We start from the raw sequence: 16139 nt of genomic DNA, 5'->3' as shown, positions 1-16139 counted from the left end.
CGAAGGGCCAGCGACTGGGCAGAGCCGGGCGGAGGCCCGCGCGGCGCGCCAGCGCACGGCCAACTCGTCGGGCATGACGGGCACCCTACTGCCGCGCCGCACGCCGTCGATCGCGCGTTGACTGTGGTCAGAGGCCCACCCACGGCGGCTCCGCCACGAGTTCGCGGCGATAGGGTGACCGACGTTTGCAGGAGACCAGAAAGGAACGCTCATGGCCATCGAGCAACCGCCGCTTCCCTACGCGCTCGACGCCCTCGCGGGAGCCGGCATGTCGAAGGAGACCCTCGAGTACCACTACGGCAAGCACCACGCCGCGTACGTCAAGAACCTCAACGGGTTGATCGACGGCACCGACAAGGCCGACGCGTCACTCGAAGACATCATCAAGTCGTCGGACGGTGGCGTGTTCAACAACGCCGCGCAGGTCTGGAACCACACGTTCTTCTGGAACAGCATGTCGCCCACCGGCGGCGGCGCACCGGGCGGGGACGTCGGCGAGGCGATCAACTCGGCGTTCGGCTCGTACGACAACTTCGCCAAGGAGTTCTCCGACGCGGCGAAGACCCAGTTCGGCTCCGGGTGGGCATGGCTCGTCGACGACGGTGGCCTGAAGATCCAAAAGACCGCCAACGCCGACACCCCGGTCGCGCACGACGTGAAAGCGCTGCTCACCATCGACGTCTGGGAGCACGCGTATTACATCGACTGGCGCAACGCCCGTCCCGACTTCATCCAGAACTTCCTCGACAAGCTCGTGAACTGGGACTTCGTCGCCCAGAACCTCGCCAGCTGAACCGTTCGCCATGCTCGGCACCCCGCGTCGAAGCCGGGGTGCCGAGGCAGGCGGCCGGCACGGCTCCGGGCGTCGCGTGCTCCCGATCGTGACGCAGGCCGGGTCGTGCCAAGCTGACGGTGATGGCGTACTCCCCCGATTCCGCACCGCCGGCCGACCCCGAGTTGCTCGACTTCGCAGTCGCGCTGACCCGCAAGGCGGGTGAGCTCACCCTCGGCTACTTCCGGTCCTCTGATCTCGTCGTCGACCGCAAAGGCGACGGCACGCCGGTGACCGAAGCCGACCGTGGCGCGGAACGATTGATCCGCTCCGAGCTGGAGGCCCGCTTTCCCGATGACGGCATCCTCGGTGAGGAAGAGGCCGAGAGACCCGGCGCCACCGGTCGCAAGTGGACCCTCGACCCCATCGACGGCACCAAACCGTTCACGCACGGCGTACCGCTGTACTGCAACTTGCTGGCGTTCGACGACGAGCACGGCCCGGCCATCGGCGTCATCAACATGCCGGCCCTCGGCGAGACGGTGTACGCCGGGCGTGGTCTCGGGTGCTTCCTCAACGGCGCGCCGTGCCACGTGAACGACCGCGACACGATCGACGAGCGGGCGTTCTTCTCGAGCAGCGGTCTCGGGTCGTATTGGCCCGACGGCGCGCTCGACCGCGTCCGCAAGGCCGGGTTCCAAGTCCGCACGTGGGGCGACGGCTACGGGTTCGCGCTGGTCGCGACCGGGCGCATCGATGTGATGGCCGACCCGGTGGCCGAGCCATATGACATCGCGCCGATGCCGGTGATCCTCGCCGAGGCAGGTGGACGCTTCACCGCCTGGTCGGGGGCCGAGTCGGTCACCGAGCACGACGGGGTGGCCACCAACGGTCGGCTCCACGACGCGGTGCTCGCCCTGCTCGACCGCTCGACCTGAGGGCCAGCCGGCGGCGTGCCGACCAACGCCCCACTGCCAGGGGCCGGCGGCGGGCTGGTGCGCGAACCGGCGTGCTTCGCCGTCGGCGCGCCGACCGAACTGCCGCGCTACCTCGCGGACCGGCGTTCGTCGGGCGGATCCTCCTGCGGCGGCTCCACCGGCTGGGCCACAGCCGGCCGCAACACGTCGATCAGGTCGGCGCGGGCACGGGCGACCCGCGAGCGGATCGTCCCCACCGGGCAGCCGCACACTTCGGCCGCATCGGCGTAGCCGAGGCCGAGGAGCTGGGTCAGGACGAACGCCGCACGGCGGTCGGGGGCGAGGCCCGCGAGCAACGTGTCGAGATCGACGGCGCCGTCCTCGGCGTCGGTGTGCATGGTCGGACGCTGTTCGACCAGCCGGTCCCACAGTCGCCGACGCCGCGCGCGGCGGCGGATCTCGTCGGCACACACCCGGCGGGCGATGCCGAGCAGCCAGGTCGTGGCCGAGCTCTCAGCCCGAAAGCCCACCAACGCCGGCACGGCCCGCAGCATGGTCTCCTGGGTGAGGTCATCGGCGCTGTCACGATCGACGAGGTGCGCCGCAAGGCGCCACACCGGCACCTGGCCCTGGCGCACGAAGGTCGCGAGCGCCAGCCGATCACCCGCTGCGGCCGCCACCGCTGCCCGGGTGAGGTCGTCCACCCGCCCATCTTCGGCCCTGCGTGGCGCGCCTGCGAAATCGCGATCTGGCGCGAGGGACGGGTCCGAAGACGATCGACAAGGTCGGGAACCAATCGCGTCCTCGCGACGACTCACCAACCATGCAATGCGACGCGTGCCGCGAGACGATCTCGGCCCGGATCGACGGCGAGAGCGGGGCGGCCCCTCTCCTCCTCCCCGACGAAGCACCGGCCGGCGAGCCGAGGCCCGATCTACGGCTCCTCCTTGACCGGCCGATCAGTGAGAGGCAAGTCGACGAGCACCTCGCGGCGTGCGGGTCCTGTCGCGACTTCGCAGCCATGGCCGAGGCCCTCCACCGGCGCATCCGCGTGCGCGGCGCGGAGCCGGTCCCGGACCGCACGGCCGAGCTGCTGGCGGTCACTGCGCCGCTGGCGCCTCGAGCCGACCGCAACGGCGCCCGCACGGCGCAACGGTCGCAATCGTGGGCACGCTACGGCCTGCTGTGGGTGGCGCTGGTCCAGCTCGTGCTGGCCGTGCCGGCGCTGTTCCTCGGCGCCGACCACGGCGCGAGCTTGCACGTCGCTCACGAGATCGGGGCGTGGGACGCCGCGCTGGCGATCGCCATGTTGACGGTGGCGTTCCAGCCCCGGCGCGCCGCCGGGTTGCTGCCGTTCGTCGGGTCGCTGACGGTCGTGTTGCTGTTGACGGCGGCCATCGACGTAGCCGGCGGCCACACCCCGGTCGTGGGCGAGACGGGACACTTGCTCACGTTGGCGGGGGTCGTGCTCCTCTGGATCGTCGCGAGGTCCCGGCCCGATCCACGCCCCCTGATCCGCTTCACCCACCAGCCGACGACCTGACGGTGCAGCTGACCCACCCGGAGCGGCCGACGCGCCGCCGACCGGTTCACACAGCGAGGCGCCACGCGGTCGCCGCCGTGGTCGCCACCTTGTTGGCCGCGGGCGCTCTGCTGGCGGCCGCAGCGCCTGCCAGCGCCCACGCCGTGCTGTTGTCATCCACGCCCGCCGACGGCGCCGTGCTGCGCAACGCGCCGAGCAAGGTCGAGCTCCACTTCAGCGAGCACGTGACGATCACCCTCGGCAGCCTTCGGGTGGTCGACGCGAACGGCCATCGGGTCGACCTCGGCAACGTGCGCCACGGTTCGGCGACCAGTGACGTCGCGGTGGACTTGCGCTCGAACTTGCCCAACGGCACGTACGTCGTGGGCTGGCACGTGATCTCGGCCGACTCCCACCCGGTGCACGGCGGGTTCTTGTTCTCGATCAAGTCGAAGACCCACGTCGCCAACGGCGTGGTCGCTTCGCTCTCCTCGACCGGCTCCAGCGGCTGGCAGTGGGCGAAACGTGTCCTGATCGGGATCGGTTACGCGGGTGGGCTGCTCGCCGTGGGCATCGCGGTGTTCGCCGCGTGGCTGGCCGACGCGGACCGCCGAGACGGGCGAGCGCCTGCGGACGACGGCGAACCGCAGCGCGCTACCGCCAGCCGAACGGCGTGGTGGCGATGGACGATCGTCGGTGGAGTCGGCGCGGTGGTCGCGCTGGTGCTCGGAGTCGCCGCGGACGCCGCACAAGCGACGGGTCTGGGGCTGGGTGCCGTGTTCCACAGAGGTGTCCTCGGACAAGTGCTGGGCAACGGCACTGGCTGGACGATCGTCGGCGTCGCCGCCGCCGCCGTCCTGGCCCTCCTCGGCCAGCGCGGCCCGCTGGCACGCACCCGCCGTTCGCGACGCGCGTCGGCCGCCGGGGCGGTGCTGATCCTCGCGGGTGGTTTCATGGCCAGCGGCCACACCCGCACCACCTCACCCGCCGCGCTCGTCTTCGTCGCCGATGGCGTGCACGTCGGCGCGGCGACCGTGTGGTTCGGCGGGTTGGTGGCGTTGTGGCTCGCGGTCCGGACCATCCACCGGGCACCCGCGACCGCCACGGCAGAGGACCCACTGGACGGTCGTCACGCCGTGACGGCGGCTCGCCTGGTCGGCCGCTTCTCCAAGTTGGCGGCGTGGTCGGTACTGGCGCTGGCGGCGGCCGGGGTCACGCTGGCCTGGACCGAGGTCCGCGCGATCCGCGCGCTCACCTCCACCACGTACGGGTGGTTGGTGGTCGCCAAAGCCGCTGCGTTGGTGGCGATCCTGTGCGTGGCCGTCTACAACCGCTACGCCCTCACCCCCGCGGTCGCCGCCAGACCCGACGCGCCGGCCGGTTGGTCGTTCCTGCGTCGCACGTTGGCGGCCGAGCTGGTCGGGATCATCGCCGTCCTCGGCGTGACCGCAGTGCTCACCGACACCATCCCCGCCCGTACGGCCGCGGGGATCGGGACCGTGGCAGCGCGCACCGCCCCGTTCGGCGACGGCTCGGTGCAGATCATCGTCGACCCGGCACGACGCGGCACCAATGCCGTCCACTTCTACGTGCTCGATCGATATGGCGCGCCGTTTGACAAGCTGACCAATGTCCGGGTCGACTTCCGCCTGCCCGCCGCCCAGCTCGGCCCCATCGAGCGCGAGCCGTTCCACGCTGGGCCGGGCCACTGGCAACTCGTCGACGACGCGATGGCGGTCAACGGCACGTGGGAGGTCACCGTGCTGGCCCAGCCCGACGCGTTCCACGAGTGGTCCGCGACCGTCACCGTCCCGATCCAGCCATGACACCACCCGCCAAGTTCGCCCGAGCGGCCGAGCCCACGGCCGGCCACCACCATCCCACGACCCCGAAAGGCGCTGCTCCCATGCCCTCCCGTCTCTGCTCCACGTCGCGATGGTCGTCACGCCTCCGGGCGGCCCGGACCATGGCGGTCGCCGTCGCCACGCTCGGGCTGCTCGTCGCGCTCGCGGCGCCGGCGGCCGCGCACATCGACCCCGACCCGACGTCGGCGGCGGCCGGACAGCCGGCAACGATCACCTTCAACGTGGAGCACGGCTGTGGTGATTCGCCGACCACCAAGCTCGAGATGCAGCTCCCGAGTGGGTTGACCGGCACGCACGCCAGCACGACCAACCCCGGGTGGACGGCAGTGGTGACCGGCAACACCGTCGTGTGGCAGGGCCCTGCGCAGGCACCCCACACGCCGTTCGACATCGCGGTGCAAGCCACCATGCCGACCAAGCCCGGCCGGATCACGTTCCCCATCCTCCAGACCTGCCAGCAGGGCACCGTCTCGTGGATCGAGCTGCAACAGCCCGGCCAACCCGAGCCCGATCACCCCGCGCCGGCCGTCGACATCGTCGCCTCGGGTGCCGCCGCCTCCACCACCACCGTCGCGGCCTCGAGCCACAGCACGTCTGCCGCGCCCCGGGCGTCGAAGCCCGCCAGCACCTCCGGCGGGGGCAACAACAACGCGGGCGTCATCGCGGGCATCGTGGTGGCGGTGATCATCGTGGGTGGTGCCGCAGGCTTGTTCGTCATCCGAAGGCGGCACACGGCGTGATGCTCGCTCGTCGCGGTGCGAACGGAGCAGGGAGGTTGCCGTGCGCCGCATCTTGATCGCGGCTGCCGCCCTCGTCGTCGCGGTCGTCGGGACGGCTGCACCGGCGGCTGCCGACCCCGCGACTCCGACCAACTTCGAGTCAAGGGTCCTGTCGGTCACGCCGGCCCGCGCGGCCTCGGCCATCTCGGTGAAGGTCGTCGGCGGCGACGGCTTCCTCGAGCTCCACGTCCACCCCGGCCACACCGCGATCGTGCGCGGCTATGGGACGTCGGGCTACGGCACGGTCACCACGGCGGAGCCGTGGCTCCAAGTGCTGCGCGACGGCACCGTGCAGGAGAACCAGAACTCCCCGGCCACCTACTTGAACGCCAACCGCTATGCCACCAACCCGAAGTTCCCCCCGGGGTTCGACATCAACAAGGCGAGCAGCTTGCCGCCGATCTGGGCGACGGTCGGCCGTCACGGCACGTATGTCTGGCACGACCATCGCATCCACTGGATGGGCGCCCACCAACAGGCCCCGCTCGTCCCTGGCACTCACCGGGTTCGACTCACCGACCGCTCCGACGGCAACTGGATCGTGCCGATGGTGGTCGACGGGCAGGCCACCACGGTGCGCGGCGAACTGCTGTTGCACCCGGCGCCGTCGCCGCTGCCGTGGCTGGCGCTCCTCGTCGGCGCCGCGGCGCTCGTCGTCGCGCTGGGCCTCGTCCTCGACCCCATTCGGGCAGCAACGGTCGGCGTGGCGGCCGCCGGCATCGTGGCGATCTATGCCGGTTTCCAGCAACGCGCTGTCGTCCCTGATGCGGCCGGCGGCTCGCCGCTCAGCTGGCTGCTCCCGGCATTCGGCATCGTCTGCGCGGCCTCCGCGGTGTTGTTCCGCAACCGGCCGGCCCGGGTGATCGCGCTGCTGGCCGGATCCGCGACGGTGATCGGGTGGGGCTTGATGGACTTCGACGCGCTCTGGAAGGCAATGCCGCTGTCGGCGTTGTCGGCCCCCGCCGCGCACGCCCTCCAAGCCGCGGCGATGGGTCTCGCGGCCGGCGCCGCGCTTTCAGCGATCCGATCGGGTGCCCTGGCCTCGGTCCCTCGCGAGCTCGCAGTGGACGAGGCAGAGAACGTCCAACCACCGACGGCTCCCGGCGAGGCGAACTGCGCCGACGAGGCCGCGTCGGGCACACGCCCTGGCCAGTGGCGAGATCCTGACCTCGGACCACGCTGAACGCTCGCCGCTGTCGCGGCGAGGCCGTGCCCTAGCCTGCCTGCGATGACGACCCCGGTCGCCGACCCACCTGAGCCCGCCATCGAACCCACGGGTCCGGAAGGACTGACCGCAACGGAGGTCGCCGACCGCCAGGCCCGCGGCCTCGGCAACGACTTGCCCGACCGGTCGAGCCGTTCGCTCACACAGATCGTCCGCGCCAACGTCATCACGTACTTCAACTTCGTGCTCGGCACGCTGGCCGTGCTGATCCTCATCTACGGACAGGGCAACGACGCGCTGTTCGGCGGGGTGCTCGTCGCCAACACCGCCATCGGCATCGTGCAGCAGCTCCGGGCGAAGCGCACGCTCGACCGCCTTGCGCTGCTGACCACACCTCGGGCGCGAGTCCGGCGCGACGGATCCGACCACGAAGTGGCCGTCAACGACGTCGTGCTCGGCGACTTGCTCGTGCTCCGCCCCGGTGACCAAGTGGTCGTCGACGGCCAGATCCTCGAGAGCCACGCGCTGGAGATCGACGAGAGCCTCCTCACCGGCGAGTCCGACCCGATCGCGAAAGCTCCGGGCGACCGCGTGCTGTCGGGCGCGTTCGTCGCCGCGGGGTCGGGGTCGTTCCAGGCGACGCACGTCGGGCGTGACGCGTACGCCAGCCAGATCGCCGCCGAAGCTCGCAAGTTCACGCTGGCCAACTCGGAGCTCCAGCGGAGCATCGACCGGATCATCCGCTGGGCGAGCTACGTCATGGTCCCCGCGGGAATCGCGTTGGCGATCAGCCAGCGGCGCTTGTTCGACCACTTCCGCGACGCGCTGAGCGCCACGGTGGGCGGGATCGTCGCGATGATCCCCCAGGGGCTCGTGCTGTTGACGAGCGTGGCGTTCGCGGCGGCCGTGTTGCGCCTCGCGAAGCACCAGGTGGTGGTGCAGGAGTTGCCCGCTGTCGAGATCCTCGCCCGAGTCGACGTGATCTGTCTCGACAAGACCGGGACCCTCACGCACGGCGACCTCGAGCTCGACCGGATCGACACGTTGCCAGGCGCCGGCGACCGCGACGCCCGCGACGCCCTCGCCGCGCTGGTGGCTGCCGACCCCAACCCCAACGCCACGTTGCGTGCCCTCGGCCACGGACTGACGGGGGCCGACGGACGCCACGCCGGCCAGCCCGAGCAAGCCCTGCCTTCGCTCCCGGCCGGATGGGAGCCGGCAACCGCGGTGCCCTTCTCCTCGGCGCGCAAGTGGAGCGCGGCGACCTTCCCCGGCAAGGGCACGTGGGTGCTCGGCGCACCCGACGTCGTGCTCGACTCGTCGCGCCACGCCGATCTCGCCGCCCGAGTCGAGCAGCTCGCCGAGCTGGGCTCCCGCGTGATCCTGCTCGCCCACACCGATGCCGCGTTGGCCGACGTGCCCGCCACGGACATCACACTCCCCGACGGGCTGGAGCCGAGCGCGCTGGCGGTGCTCGAGGACCGCGTGCGGGTCGACGCGCCCGACACGTTGGCGTTCTTCGCCGCCCAAGGGGTGGCCGCCAAGGTCATCTCCGGCGACCACCCCGCCACCGTCGCGGCCGTCGCTCGCCGTGCAGGGCTCGACGTCGAGGGCGACGCGGTCGACGGCCGGTCACTCCCCGATGACCCCGACCAGCTCGCCGCCGCAGTCGAGGCCGGCACGATCTTCGGCCGCATCACGCCGCATCAGAAGCGGGCGATGGTCCACGCGCTCCAGGGCAAGGGCCACACCGTCGCCATGACAGGCGACGGCGTGAACGACGTGCTGGCGCTGAAGGACGCCGACATCGGCATCGCCATGGGCTCCGGCAGCTCCGCGTCGCGCGCCGCTGCGCAACTCGTGCTGCTGTCCGGCGAGTTCTCGGCGCTGCCCCCGGTGGTCGCGGAAGGGCGCCGCGTGATCAACAACATCGAGCGCGTGGCCAACCTCTTCCTCACCAAGACCATCTACGCCGTGATCCTCGCCTTCGCCATCGCCGCGACGGTCAAGCCGTTCCCGTTCCTGCCCCGGCACTTCACGGTGATCGACGCGCTCACGATCGGCATCCCCGGCTTCTTCTTGGCGCTGGCCCCGAATCCCGAGCGGGCCAAGCCCCACTTCCTCCGTCGGGTCCTGCGCTTCACCGTGCCCCACGGGATCATGGCTGCGGCCATCACGTTCACGGCCTACTTGCTGGCCCAGCGCACGCATCCACCGCTGATCCAGTCACGCACCACCGCGACGCTCGTGCTGACGGGGGTTGCCCTCGTGATCCTGGTGCAGCTCGTACGACCGATGACCCTGGCGCGCGCGGTGCTCGTGGTGGCGATGGTGGCCGGCTTCGCGCTGGTGCTGGCCGTGCCGTTCGGCCGTCACTTCTTCGAGCTGCACCTGCCATCGGGGGCGATGCTGGCGGTGAGCGCCGGGCTGGTGTCTGCGTCAGCGGCGATCTCGGTCGTGTTCGCCCGCTACATCGACGTCGACGATCCCCGGCCTCGAGCCCGGCCGCGACGGGAGGGTCAGGCGGAGACGGCGTGACCCACCGTGATGCGGTCGTGGAACGTCGACGCGGTCCCGATCGCTGCAGCGTAGGACGCCTTGCGGCGCGCGGCCCGGCCGCACACCGGCTCGTCGCCGGCCCGGCGGTACTGGGCCTCGATGCCATCGCGCAGCATCTCGAGCGCCTCAGATCGGATCTGGGAGATCCGGGACTCGGTCACGTCGAGCTCGTCGGCGAGGTCCATCGACGTCCGACCCTCGAGGAAGTAGCCACCAACAACGGTGCGGTGGCGGGGCGGCAGCAGCTCGATCGCGCTGCGAAGGTAGGCGTGCAGCTCGCGGGTCTCGAGCTCCTCTGCCGGCTCGACGGTCCGCTCGTCGGTGAGCACGTCGAGCAAGGTCAGGTCTTCGTCCGCGTCGGCGACCTCGTGGTCGAGCGCCAGCACGACCGAGCGTGCCATGCGGTCCTGCAACCGGCTGATCTCCGACTCCGGCACGCCCAGCCGATCGGCCGTCTCGCTCCGGGAAGGAACGCGGCCCAAGCTGCTGGCGAGCTCCTGCTCCGCCTCTTCGAGGCGGCGTGCCAGGCTCCGCACCGAGCGCGGCGCCCAGTCGGCAGCCCGCACGGCGTCGAGGATCGCCCCGCGGATACGACGTGCAGCGAACTTGTCGAATGGCACGCCCCGATCGGCGTCGTAGCGTCGGGCCGCTTCCACGAGGCCCATCGCACCGGCCGTCACGAGTTCCTCACGGTCCACGTGGCGTGGGAACCGCACGGCGACCTGGAACACGATGTGGCGCACCAGAGAAAGATGTTCTTCGACGAGACGTCGACCGTCGTTGGTCAATGGCGCCATATGGAAGTGCCCTTTCCCGCTACTCGACCCACCTGGGCGCCGGTTGCCAGGGTCGATTCCCCTGGCGGACGCCCGCTTTGCACTTACGCAGGATGCCGAACGCGCCGTCGTCGGCCTATAGGCAATCCGGACCATTCCATCGGCCGAAAAGGACCAGAAGACCGCACAGTGGGATGAAATAGGCACGCACCGGGGCGTATTGACCACACATCGTGAGGCGATGGCCGAGTCGCCCGACGATGAGCGCGTGGATGGTGGCGCGGTTCGCGGCGGCGCCCGGCGGCGGGCAGCGCACCCGAGCGGGGCCGGTGGTGGGTCAGCTCAAGCCGCGACGGCGCCGTCGAACACGGCGGCTTTCACCCCGCGACGAGCCAGCTCGTTGAGAATCGGTAGCGGCTCGACGAGCTCCGCCAGGCCGCCGGCGCCCAGGCGCCGCAGCTCGCCTCGCGCCGCGGTGACCGCCGCCAACGCCGCGACGGCGCCGGCCGCCACCGCAGGCCGATCCATGGCACCGAGCACCACCGTCTCGACGGCGCCCTCTCGCCGCCCACGCAGCTCGACCCGCACCGCCCCAGGACCCCCCTCGGGGTGCGGGGGACGCAGCATCGGCAACCAACCGGTCAACCGATCACGCCGGGTCGCTGCCAGCCGTGAGGTGACGCGACCGACCGTCGGGAACGCCGGCGCCAGCAGCAGAGGATCGGCCAGCGCGGCCCGGTAACAGTCGGCCGCGCCGATCGGGTCGGGGAACCAGCACAGCTCGCGCCCCGAGGCTGCGGGCCGGGTGCGCCAGCCACGGTCATGCCATTCGACGGCGAGACCCCGGAATGCCCGATGGTGCTGGCGCGCGCAGGCGGGACCACCGGTACCGAGATGGGCGACGTGGATCTCGTCGACCTGATCGAGCAGCGCGCCGGCGTGAGCCGCGAGCAGGCAGGTGAGCCCGGGCGCGAACGCGGCGCCAGCGACCACCGATCGCCCGCGCTCGATGGCCTCCGGGTGAAGGCGCAGCAGCGCACGCACATCGTCGACGTCGTCGGAGGTCGACACCGCGCTGACACCGGCCTCCAGGTACGTGCGTGCCAGGGAACCGTGCACGCCGCTCTCACCGGCGAGCACCACCACCTCGACCGGCAACGGCGTCTCGTGGTCGCCGGCGGCGACCTCGGCGACCGGACCGAGCGACGCCGCGACCGCCGCCGCGCGGTCGTCGTCGAGATCGCGGATGAGCACCGACTCGACGCCCTCGGTGGAGGCGAGCTGACGAGCGGCCCGCGCGCCGACCGCGCCGAGCCCGACGACACCGACGCGCATCAGCGCAGATCGGGACCGGACAGCTCCCGCCAACCACCGTGGCGGGGAGGGGTACCCCCGGTGCCCCGGACGCGCAGCGCGGCGGCCAGCACCGCCGCCGCGGCCAAAGCGGCCAACGCACGTCGAAGCAGGGTCATGGCGAGCTCTTCCGGTAGGCGTTCAACTCGGGATCCTACGGGGCTACGAGGGTCCCGCGCCGTGGGGCTAGCTGGAATCGAACCAGCGACCTCACCCTTATCAGGGGTGCGCTCTAACCGACTGAGCTATAGCCCCGGAAGCTGCGACGCTAGCGAATCAGTCTGGCTCGGTGCGAACCGGTCCACGGGGGTTGGCAACCCCGCGCAGCAGCCGCCCGGCGCGAGCCGACCAGCTGTCGTCGGCGGCATCGGATGCGGCGAGTCGTGGATCCCCGTGTGCAGGTTCGGCCGGCGATCCGGCGCCGGGTGCCGCGCCCCGGCCGGGATTTGCCGAGCCGGTCGCTGCCCGCACGCGGTAGTGGGCGGCAGGCGCAAGGTCGGGCTCGCCGTTCGTCGCGGGGCCACCCGTCCCGAAGGTGGCCACGACCGGCGGCGCAACGGCGACACCCACGTCCGGCGAGAACGTGGCCGCCGCTGCGGCGGGCACGGTTCCGCCCACCGGAAGATCGACACCCGGAGGCTCGATCACGACCACCTTGAGCCCACCGGTGAGCTCGCTGATCAAGTTGACCAACGCGGCCAGCACGGTGGTGAGCAGCGTGCCGGCGAGCACGAGAACCAGACCACCGAGGCCTGCTGCCAGCAGCAACTCGGGGCCGTTGAACTCGAAGTTCTTGAATCCGACGTCACGCAGGAAGCTCTCGATGTTGCTGGTGGTGCCGGTGTTGCTCGAGATCCACCAGATGACGGCGAGCGCGAGCAGGCCCATCGCCCACAGCGCGAGGTAGACACAGCCGCTCAACCGGAAGACCGTCCACAGCTCGACACGCCGCAAGGTCCGCACCACACGGCGCCCACGATCCGCGGTCGCGTCGCCTCGTCTGGTAGCGACGTCGCGAGAACGGCGGGGCACGAGCGGGAGTCTAGGGCCACGACCTGGCCCGATTCGGTGCAGGTCCGGTTCGGCGCCCCTCACGACCAGGTTCAGTAGCTGCAACCCGCGGCGGGCAGCGAGCGCCACGGCGGCGGGGCGCGGCCTGCCAGCAACGCCTGGAGCAACGGTTGCGGGCAGACGGACACGCCGTCGACGAACACCCCGATGTGCAGGTGCGGACCGGTGACGTGGCCAGTGGCGCCCGAGCGGATCACCTCACGGCCGGCTGTCACGTATGCGCCGTCCGGCACCGAACGACCCGACGCGTGGCAGTACACATACCGGACGCCGCTCGCGACGTCGATCGACACGCCCTGGCCACAGCGGTTGTCGTCGACCCACCGCACTCGCCCGCCTGCGAGCGCGGCCACCGGCGTACCCGTCGGAACGGGCAAGTCGAGCGCGGGGTAGTCGTGGTGCGGGCGGCCCCACGCGCCCGGCGCCACACGGGAGGGCGGCACCGGCAGCGCGAAGCCGCCGGCGACCGTCACGCCGGCGACCGACGAACCCACCGGGCGCGCGCGTGCCTGTGCGCGTGCACCGCCAGCCTCGACGGTGACGACGACATCGGCACCGACCTGCCGGAAGGCGACGAGTCGGCCACCGTTGGCCGTCGCGACTTCGCGGGCTCCCGGCTCGCCGTCGAGCGCGCCCGCGAGCGCCGAGGCGTCGGCGGCCGTCTGGGCCGACGCCCGCGCGCCCGCGGCCCGGCCCAGTCGTGCCACGCCGAGGGCCACGACCGCCACGACCACCACAACGAGCGCCATCAACGGCACCGCCTGGCCCCGTTCGGTCCGACCCGCACCCTTTGCACGCCACTCCCCCACGACACACCTCCCCATCGGATCCGTCAGGGGGAAGGCGGCAGGGGAACTGCGTGGAGGATCGGGCGCACGCCCGAGGGGCGTGGCTCAGTCGTCGGTGTCGTCGGCCACGAGGACTGGCGCGACGGCGGCCACGAACTGGCCGTCGTCGAGGTTCATGACCCGTACCCCGGTGGCGTCGCGGCCCTGCGAGGAGATGTCGCGCACCCCCATGCGGATCACGGTGCCGGCCGAGTTGATCACGAAGATCTCGTCGTCGATGCCGACCATGAACGCAGAGACCACGTGGCCCTTGCGCGCCGTGAGCTTGATGCCCCGCACGCCTTGGCCGCCGCGGCCCTGCACGTTGAACTTGTCGAGCTGCGTGCGCTTGCCGTAGCCGGCATCGGTGACGATCAGGATGCTCGCGTCGTCGCGGGCGACGTCGCACGACACGACCTCGTCCTCCGACTTGAGCTTCATGCCGCGCACACCGGCGGCCGACCGGCCCATGGGTCGGACCTCGTCCTCCCGGAAGCGGATGGTGGTACCCGAACGGGACACCATGAAGATGTCGTCGCCGCCGTTGGTCGGCATCACCTTCACGAGCTCGTCACCGTCGCGGAGGTTGATGGCGATGATCCCCGCGCGCAACGACGAGTCGTATTCGGTGAACTTGGTCTTCTTCACCTGGCCCTGCTTGGTGGCGAAGAACAAGAAGCGATTCGTCTCATAGTCACGAGTGTCGATGATCGTCTGGATCTTCTCGTCGCTCTGCAACGGCAGCAGGTTGACGATCGCGGTACCCCGCGCGGTGCGTTCCTTCTTCGGGATCTCGTGCGCCTTCAGGCGGTACACACGACCCTTGTTCGAGAAGAACAACAGGTACGCATGCGCGGTGGTGGTGAGGATGTGAGTGGCGTAATCACCATCGCGAAGGTTCGTTCCCGCCACGCCACGACCACCCCGGTTCTGCGACTTGAAGCTGTCGGCGGTGACGGTCTTCGTGTAACCGCGTTGCGACAACGTGACCACGAGATCCTCATCGTCGATGAGGTCCTCGATGTCGAGGTCGCCCGGGTCGTACGTGATCTGCGAGCGCCGCTCGTCGGCGAACTTCTCACGCACGGCGGCCAGCTCGTCTTTGATGACGCCCTTCAGCTTCGCCTCGTCGGCCAGGATCGCCTCGAGCTCGGCGATGGTGGTCCGGAGCTCCTCGATCTGCTTCTCGAGGTCGATGCGGGCAAGGCGGGTGAGGCGACCGAGCGGCATGTCGAGGATGTGTTCGGCCTGCACCTCGGAGAACTCGAACGGTTCGGCCATCAGCGCCGCCCGGGCGGCAGCCCGATCCTCCGACGCGCGGATCGTGGCGATGACCTCGTCGATGACGTTGATGGCCTTGAGCAGGCCTTCTTGGATGTGCTCGCGCCGCTGGGCTTCCGCGAGGCGGTACTGCGACCGGCGGGTGATGACCTCGATCTGGTGATCGATGTAGGCCTGCAGCGCCTGGGCGAGGTTCAGCGTGCGGGGCACGCCGTCGACCAGGGCCACCATGTTGACGGCGAAGTTCGTCTGCAGCGGGGTGTGCTTGTACAGGTTGTTCAAGATCACCAGCGCCGGCGCGTCGCGCTTGAGCTTGATGACCAAGCGAGTCAGGTCGCCGTGTGATTCGTCGTTCACGTCGGCGATGCCGTCGATCTGGCGGGCGTCGACCAGGTCCTTGATCTTTGCCGCCGTCGCCCCGATGCCGGTCTGGTAGGGCATCTCGGATACGACGATCTGGTCGCGGCCGTTGCGACCTTCTTCGATCTCGGTGACGGCCCGCAGCTTGATGGAGCCGCGGCCGGTTCGGTAGGCGTCGAGGATGCCGGCCCGTCCGAGGATCAGGGCGCCCGTCGGGAAGTCGGGGCCCTTCACGAACTCCATGAGATCGTCGGGGGTGGCCTCCGGGTGGTCGATGAGGTGGACCGTGGCGTCGATCACCTCGCCGAGGTTGTGCGGCGGGATGTTGGTGGCCATGCCAACCGCGATGCCCTGGCTGCCGTTGACCAGCAGGTTCGGGAAGCGGGCGGGGAGGACCTCGGGCTCCTCGAACTCACCGGAGTAGTTGTCCTTGAAGCTGACCGTGTCCTCGCCGATGTCGGCGAGCATCTGCATCGCGAGTTGATCGAGCCGGCATTCGGTGTAGCGGGCTGCCGCAGGACCGAAGTCGGGCGAGCCGAAGTTGCCGTGTCCGTCGATCAGGGGGTGACGCAAGCTGAAGCTCTGGGCCATGCGGGCGAGTGCGTCGTAGATCGCCGAGTCGCCGTGCGGGTGGTACTTGCCCATGACCTCGCCGGTCACGCGGGCGCACTTCATGTACGGGCGGTCGGGCCGGGCGCCGATGACGTCCATCGCGTAGAGGATCCGGCGGTGCACCGGCTTCAGCCCGTCGCGCGCGTCGGGCAGGGCCCGGGCGACGATGACCGACATGGCGTAGTCCAGGAAGGACCGCTCCATCTCCTCTTGGATCTCGATCGGTTCGGATCCCGCAGGTGGCGTCGGGTTCTCTACATCGGTCACGGTGGGGTTGTCC

At 70.7% G+C, this 16139-nt stretch carries 14 protein-coding genes and 1 tRNA gene; 7 read left to right on the top strand and 8 right to left on the bottom strand.

Annotated elements, in window-relative coordinates; all coding sequences use genetic code 11:
• Positions 1–211 precede the first annotated feature (211 nt).
• Both VHA73_14310 and VHA73_14305 read left to right on the top strand, forming a co-directional pair.
• A complete protein-coding gene (locus VHA73_14310; protein ID HVX19200.1) occupies positions 212–793 on the top strand; it encodes a superoxide dismutase in 582 nt (193 codons plus the stop codon).
• A 122-nt stretch (positions 794–915) separates the two neighbouring features.
• On the top strand, positions 916–1710 hold the full coding sequence (locus VHA73_14305; protein ID HVX19199.1) for an inositol monophosphatase family protein: 795 nt from the start codon (positions 916–918) through the stop codon (positions 1708–1710).
• Positions 1711–1817: 107 nt separating this feature from the next.
• Here the strand turns inward: VHA73_14305 and VHA73_14300 are convergent, their stop codons facing one another.
• Entirely contained in the window at positions 1818–2393 is a 576-nt protein-coding gene (locus tag VHA73_14300; GenBank protein HVX19198.1) for a sigma-70 family RNA polymerase sigma factor, read from the bottom strand.
• A 317-nt stretch (positions 2394–2710) separates the two neighbouring features.
• Between VHA73_14300 and VHA73_14295 the strand changes: the two genes are divergently transcribed.
• The 5 genes from VHA73_14295 to VHA73_14275 all read left to right on the top strand — a co-directional run bounded on the left by VHA73_14295 (position 2711) and on the right by VHA73_14275 (position 9558).
• Positions 2711–3232, top strand: coding sequence for a hypothetical protein (locus VHA73_14295; GenBank protein ID HVX19197.1), 522 nt, complete (start codon positions 2711–2713; stop codon positions 3230–3232).
• A gap of 77 nt (positions 3233–3309) precedes the next feature.
• Positions 3310–5037: a copper resistance protein CopC gene (locus tag VHA73_14290; protein ID HVX19196.1), complete on the top strand. Its 1728-nt coding sequence runs from the start codon at positions 3310–3312 to the stop codon at positions 5035–5037.
• Positions 5034–5816 (top strand): DUF1775 domain-containing protein, encoded by a 783-nt coding sequence (locus VHA73_14285; protein HVX19195.1) that lies wholly within the window; start codon positions 5034–5036, stop codon positions 5814–5816. The genes VHA73_14290 and VHA73_14285 overlap by 4 nt, the downstream gene beginning before the upstream one ends.
• Positions 5817–5856: 40 nt before the next feature.
• Positions 5857–7038 (top strand): hypothetical protein, encoded by a 1182-nt coding sequence (locus VHA73_14280; GenBank protein ID HVX19194.1) that lies wholly within the window; start codon positions 5857–5859, stop codon positions 7036–7038.
• 45 nt (positions 7039–7083) lie between these two features.
• Complete coding sequence (locus tag VHA73_14275; protein ID HVX19193.1) at positions 7084–9558, top strand: HAD-IC family P-type ATPase; 2475 nt, start codon at positions 7084–7086, stop codon at positions 9556–9558.
• Here VHA73_14275 and VHA73_14270 read toward each other — a convergent pair.
• From VHA73_14270 to gyrA, 7 genes are all read right to left on the bottom strand, one after another.
• Positions 9540–10376, bottom strand: coding sequence for a FliA/WhiG family RNA polymerase sigma factor (locus tag VHA73_14270; protein ID HVX19192.1), 837 nt, complete (start codon positions 10374–10376; stop codon positions 9540–9542). The two genes, VHA73_14275 and VHA73_14270, sit on opposite strands and share 19 nt — an antisense overlap.
• A 321-nt stretch (positions 10377–10697) precedes the next feature.
• Positions 10698–11690 (bottom strand): Gfo/Idh/MocA family oxidoreductase, encoded by a 993-nt coding sequence (locus VHA73_14265; GenBank protein ID HVX19191.1) that lies wholly within the window; start codon positions 11688–11690, stop codon positions 10698–10700.
• A complete protein-coding gene (locus VHA73_14260; GenBank protein ID HVX19190.1) occupies positions 11690–11827 on the bottom strand; it encodes a hypothetical protein in 138 nt (45 codons plus the stop codon). Before VHA73_14260 ends, VHA73_14265 begins: the two co-directional genes overlap by 1 nt.
• Positions 11828–11889: 62 nt before the next feature.
• A tRNA-Ile gene (locus VHA73_14255) sits at positions 11890–11963 on the bottom strand.
• Between the two features lie 21 nt (positions 11964–11984).
• Complete coding sequence (locus tag VHA73_14250; GenBank protein HVX19189.1) at positions 11985–12740, bottom strand: DUF3566 domain-containing protein; 756 nt, start codon at positions 12738–12740, stop codon at positions 11985–11987.
• A 71-nt stretch (positions 12741–12811) separates the two neighbouring features.
• On the bottom strand, positions 12812–13603 hold the full coding sequence (locus VHA73_14245; protein ID HVX19188.1) for a M23 family metallopeptidase: 792 nt from the start codon (positions 13601–13603) through the stop codon (positions 12812–12814).
• 69 nt (positions 13604–13672) lie between these two features.
• Positions 13673–16126 (bottom strand): DNA gyrase subunit A, encoded by a 2454-nt coding sequence (gene gyrA / locus VHA73_14240; protein ID HVX19187.1) that lies wholly within the window; start codon positions 16124–16126, stop codon positions 13673–13675.
• Between the last annotated feature and the right edge of the window lie 13 nt (positions 16127–16139).

It is taken from the genome of Acidimicrobiales bacterium, from assembly GCA_035547835.1.
GTDB lineage: Bacteria > Actinomycetota > Acidimicrobiia > Acidimicrobiales > Iamiaceae > DASZTW01.
This window is presented reverse-complemented; position numbering and strand designations above follow the sequence as displayed.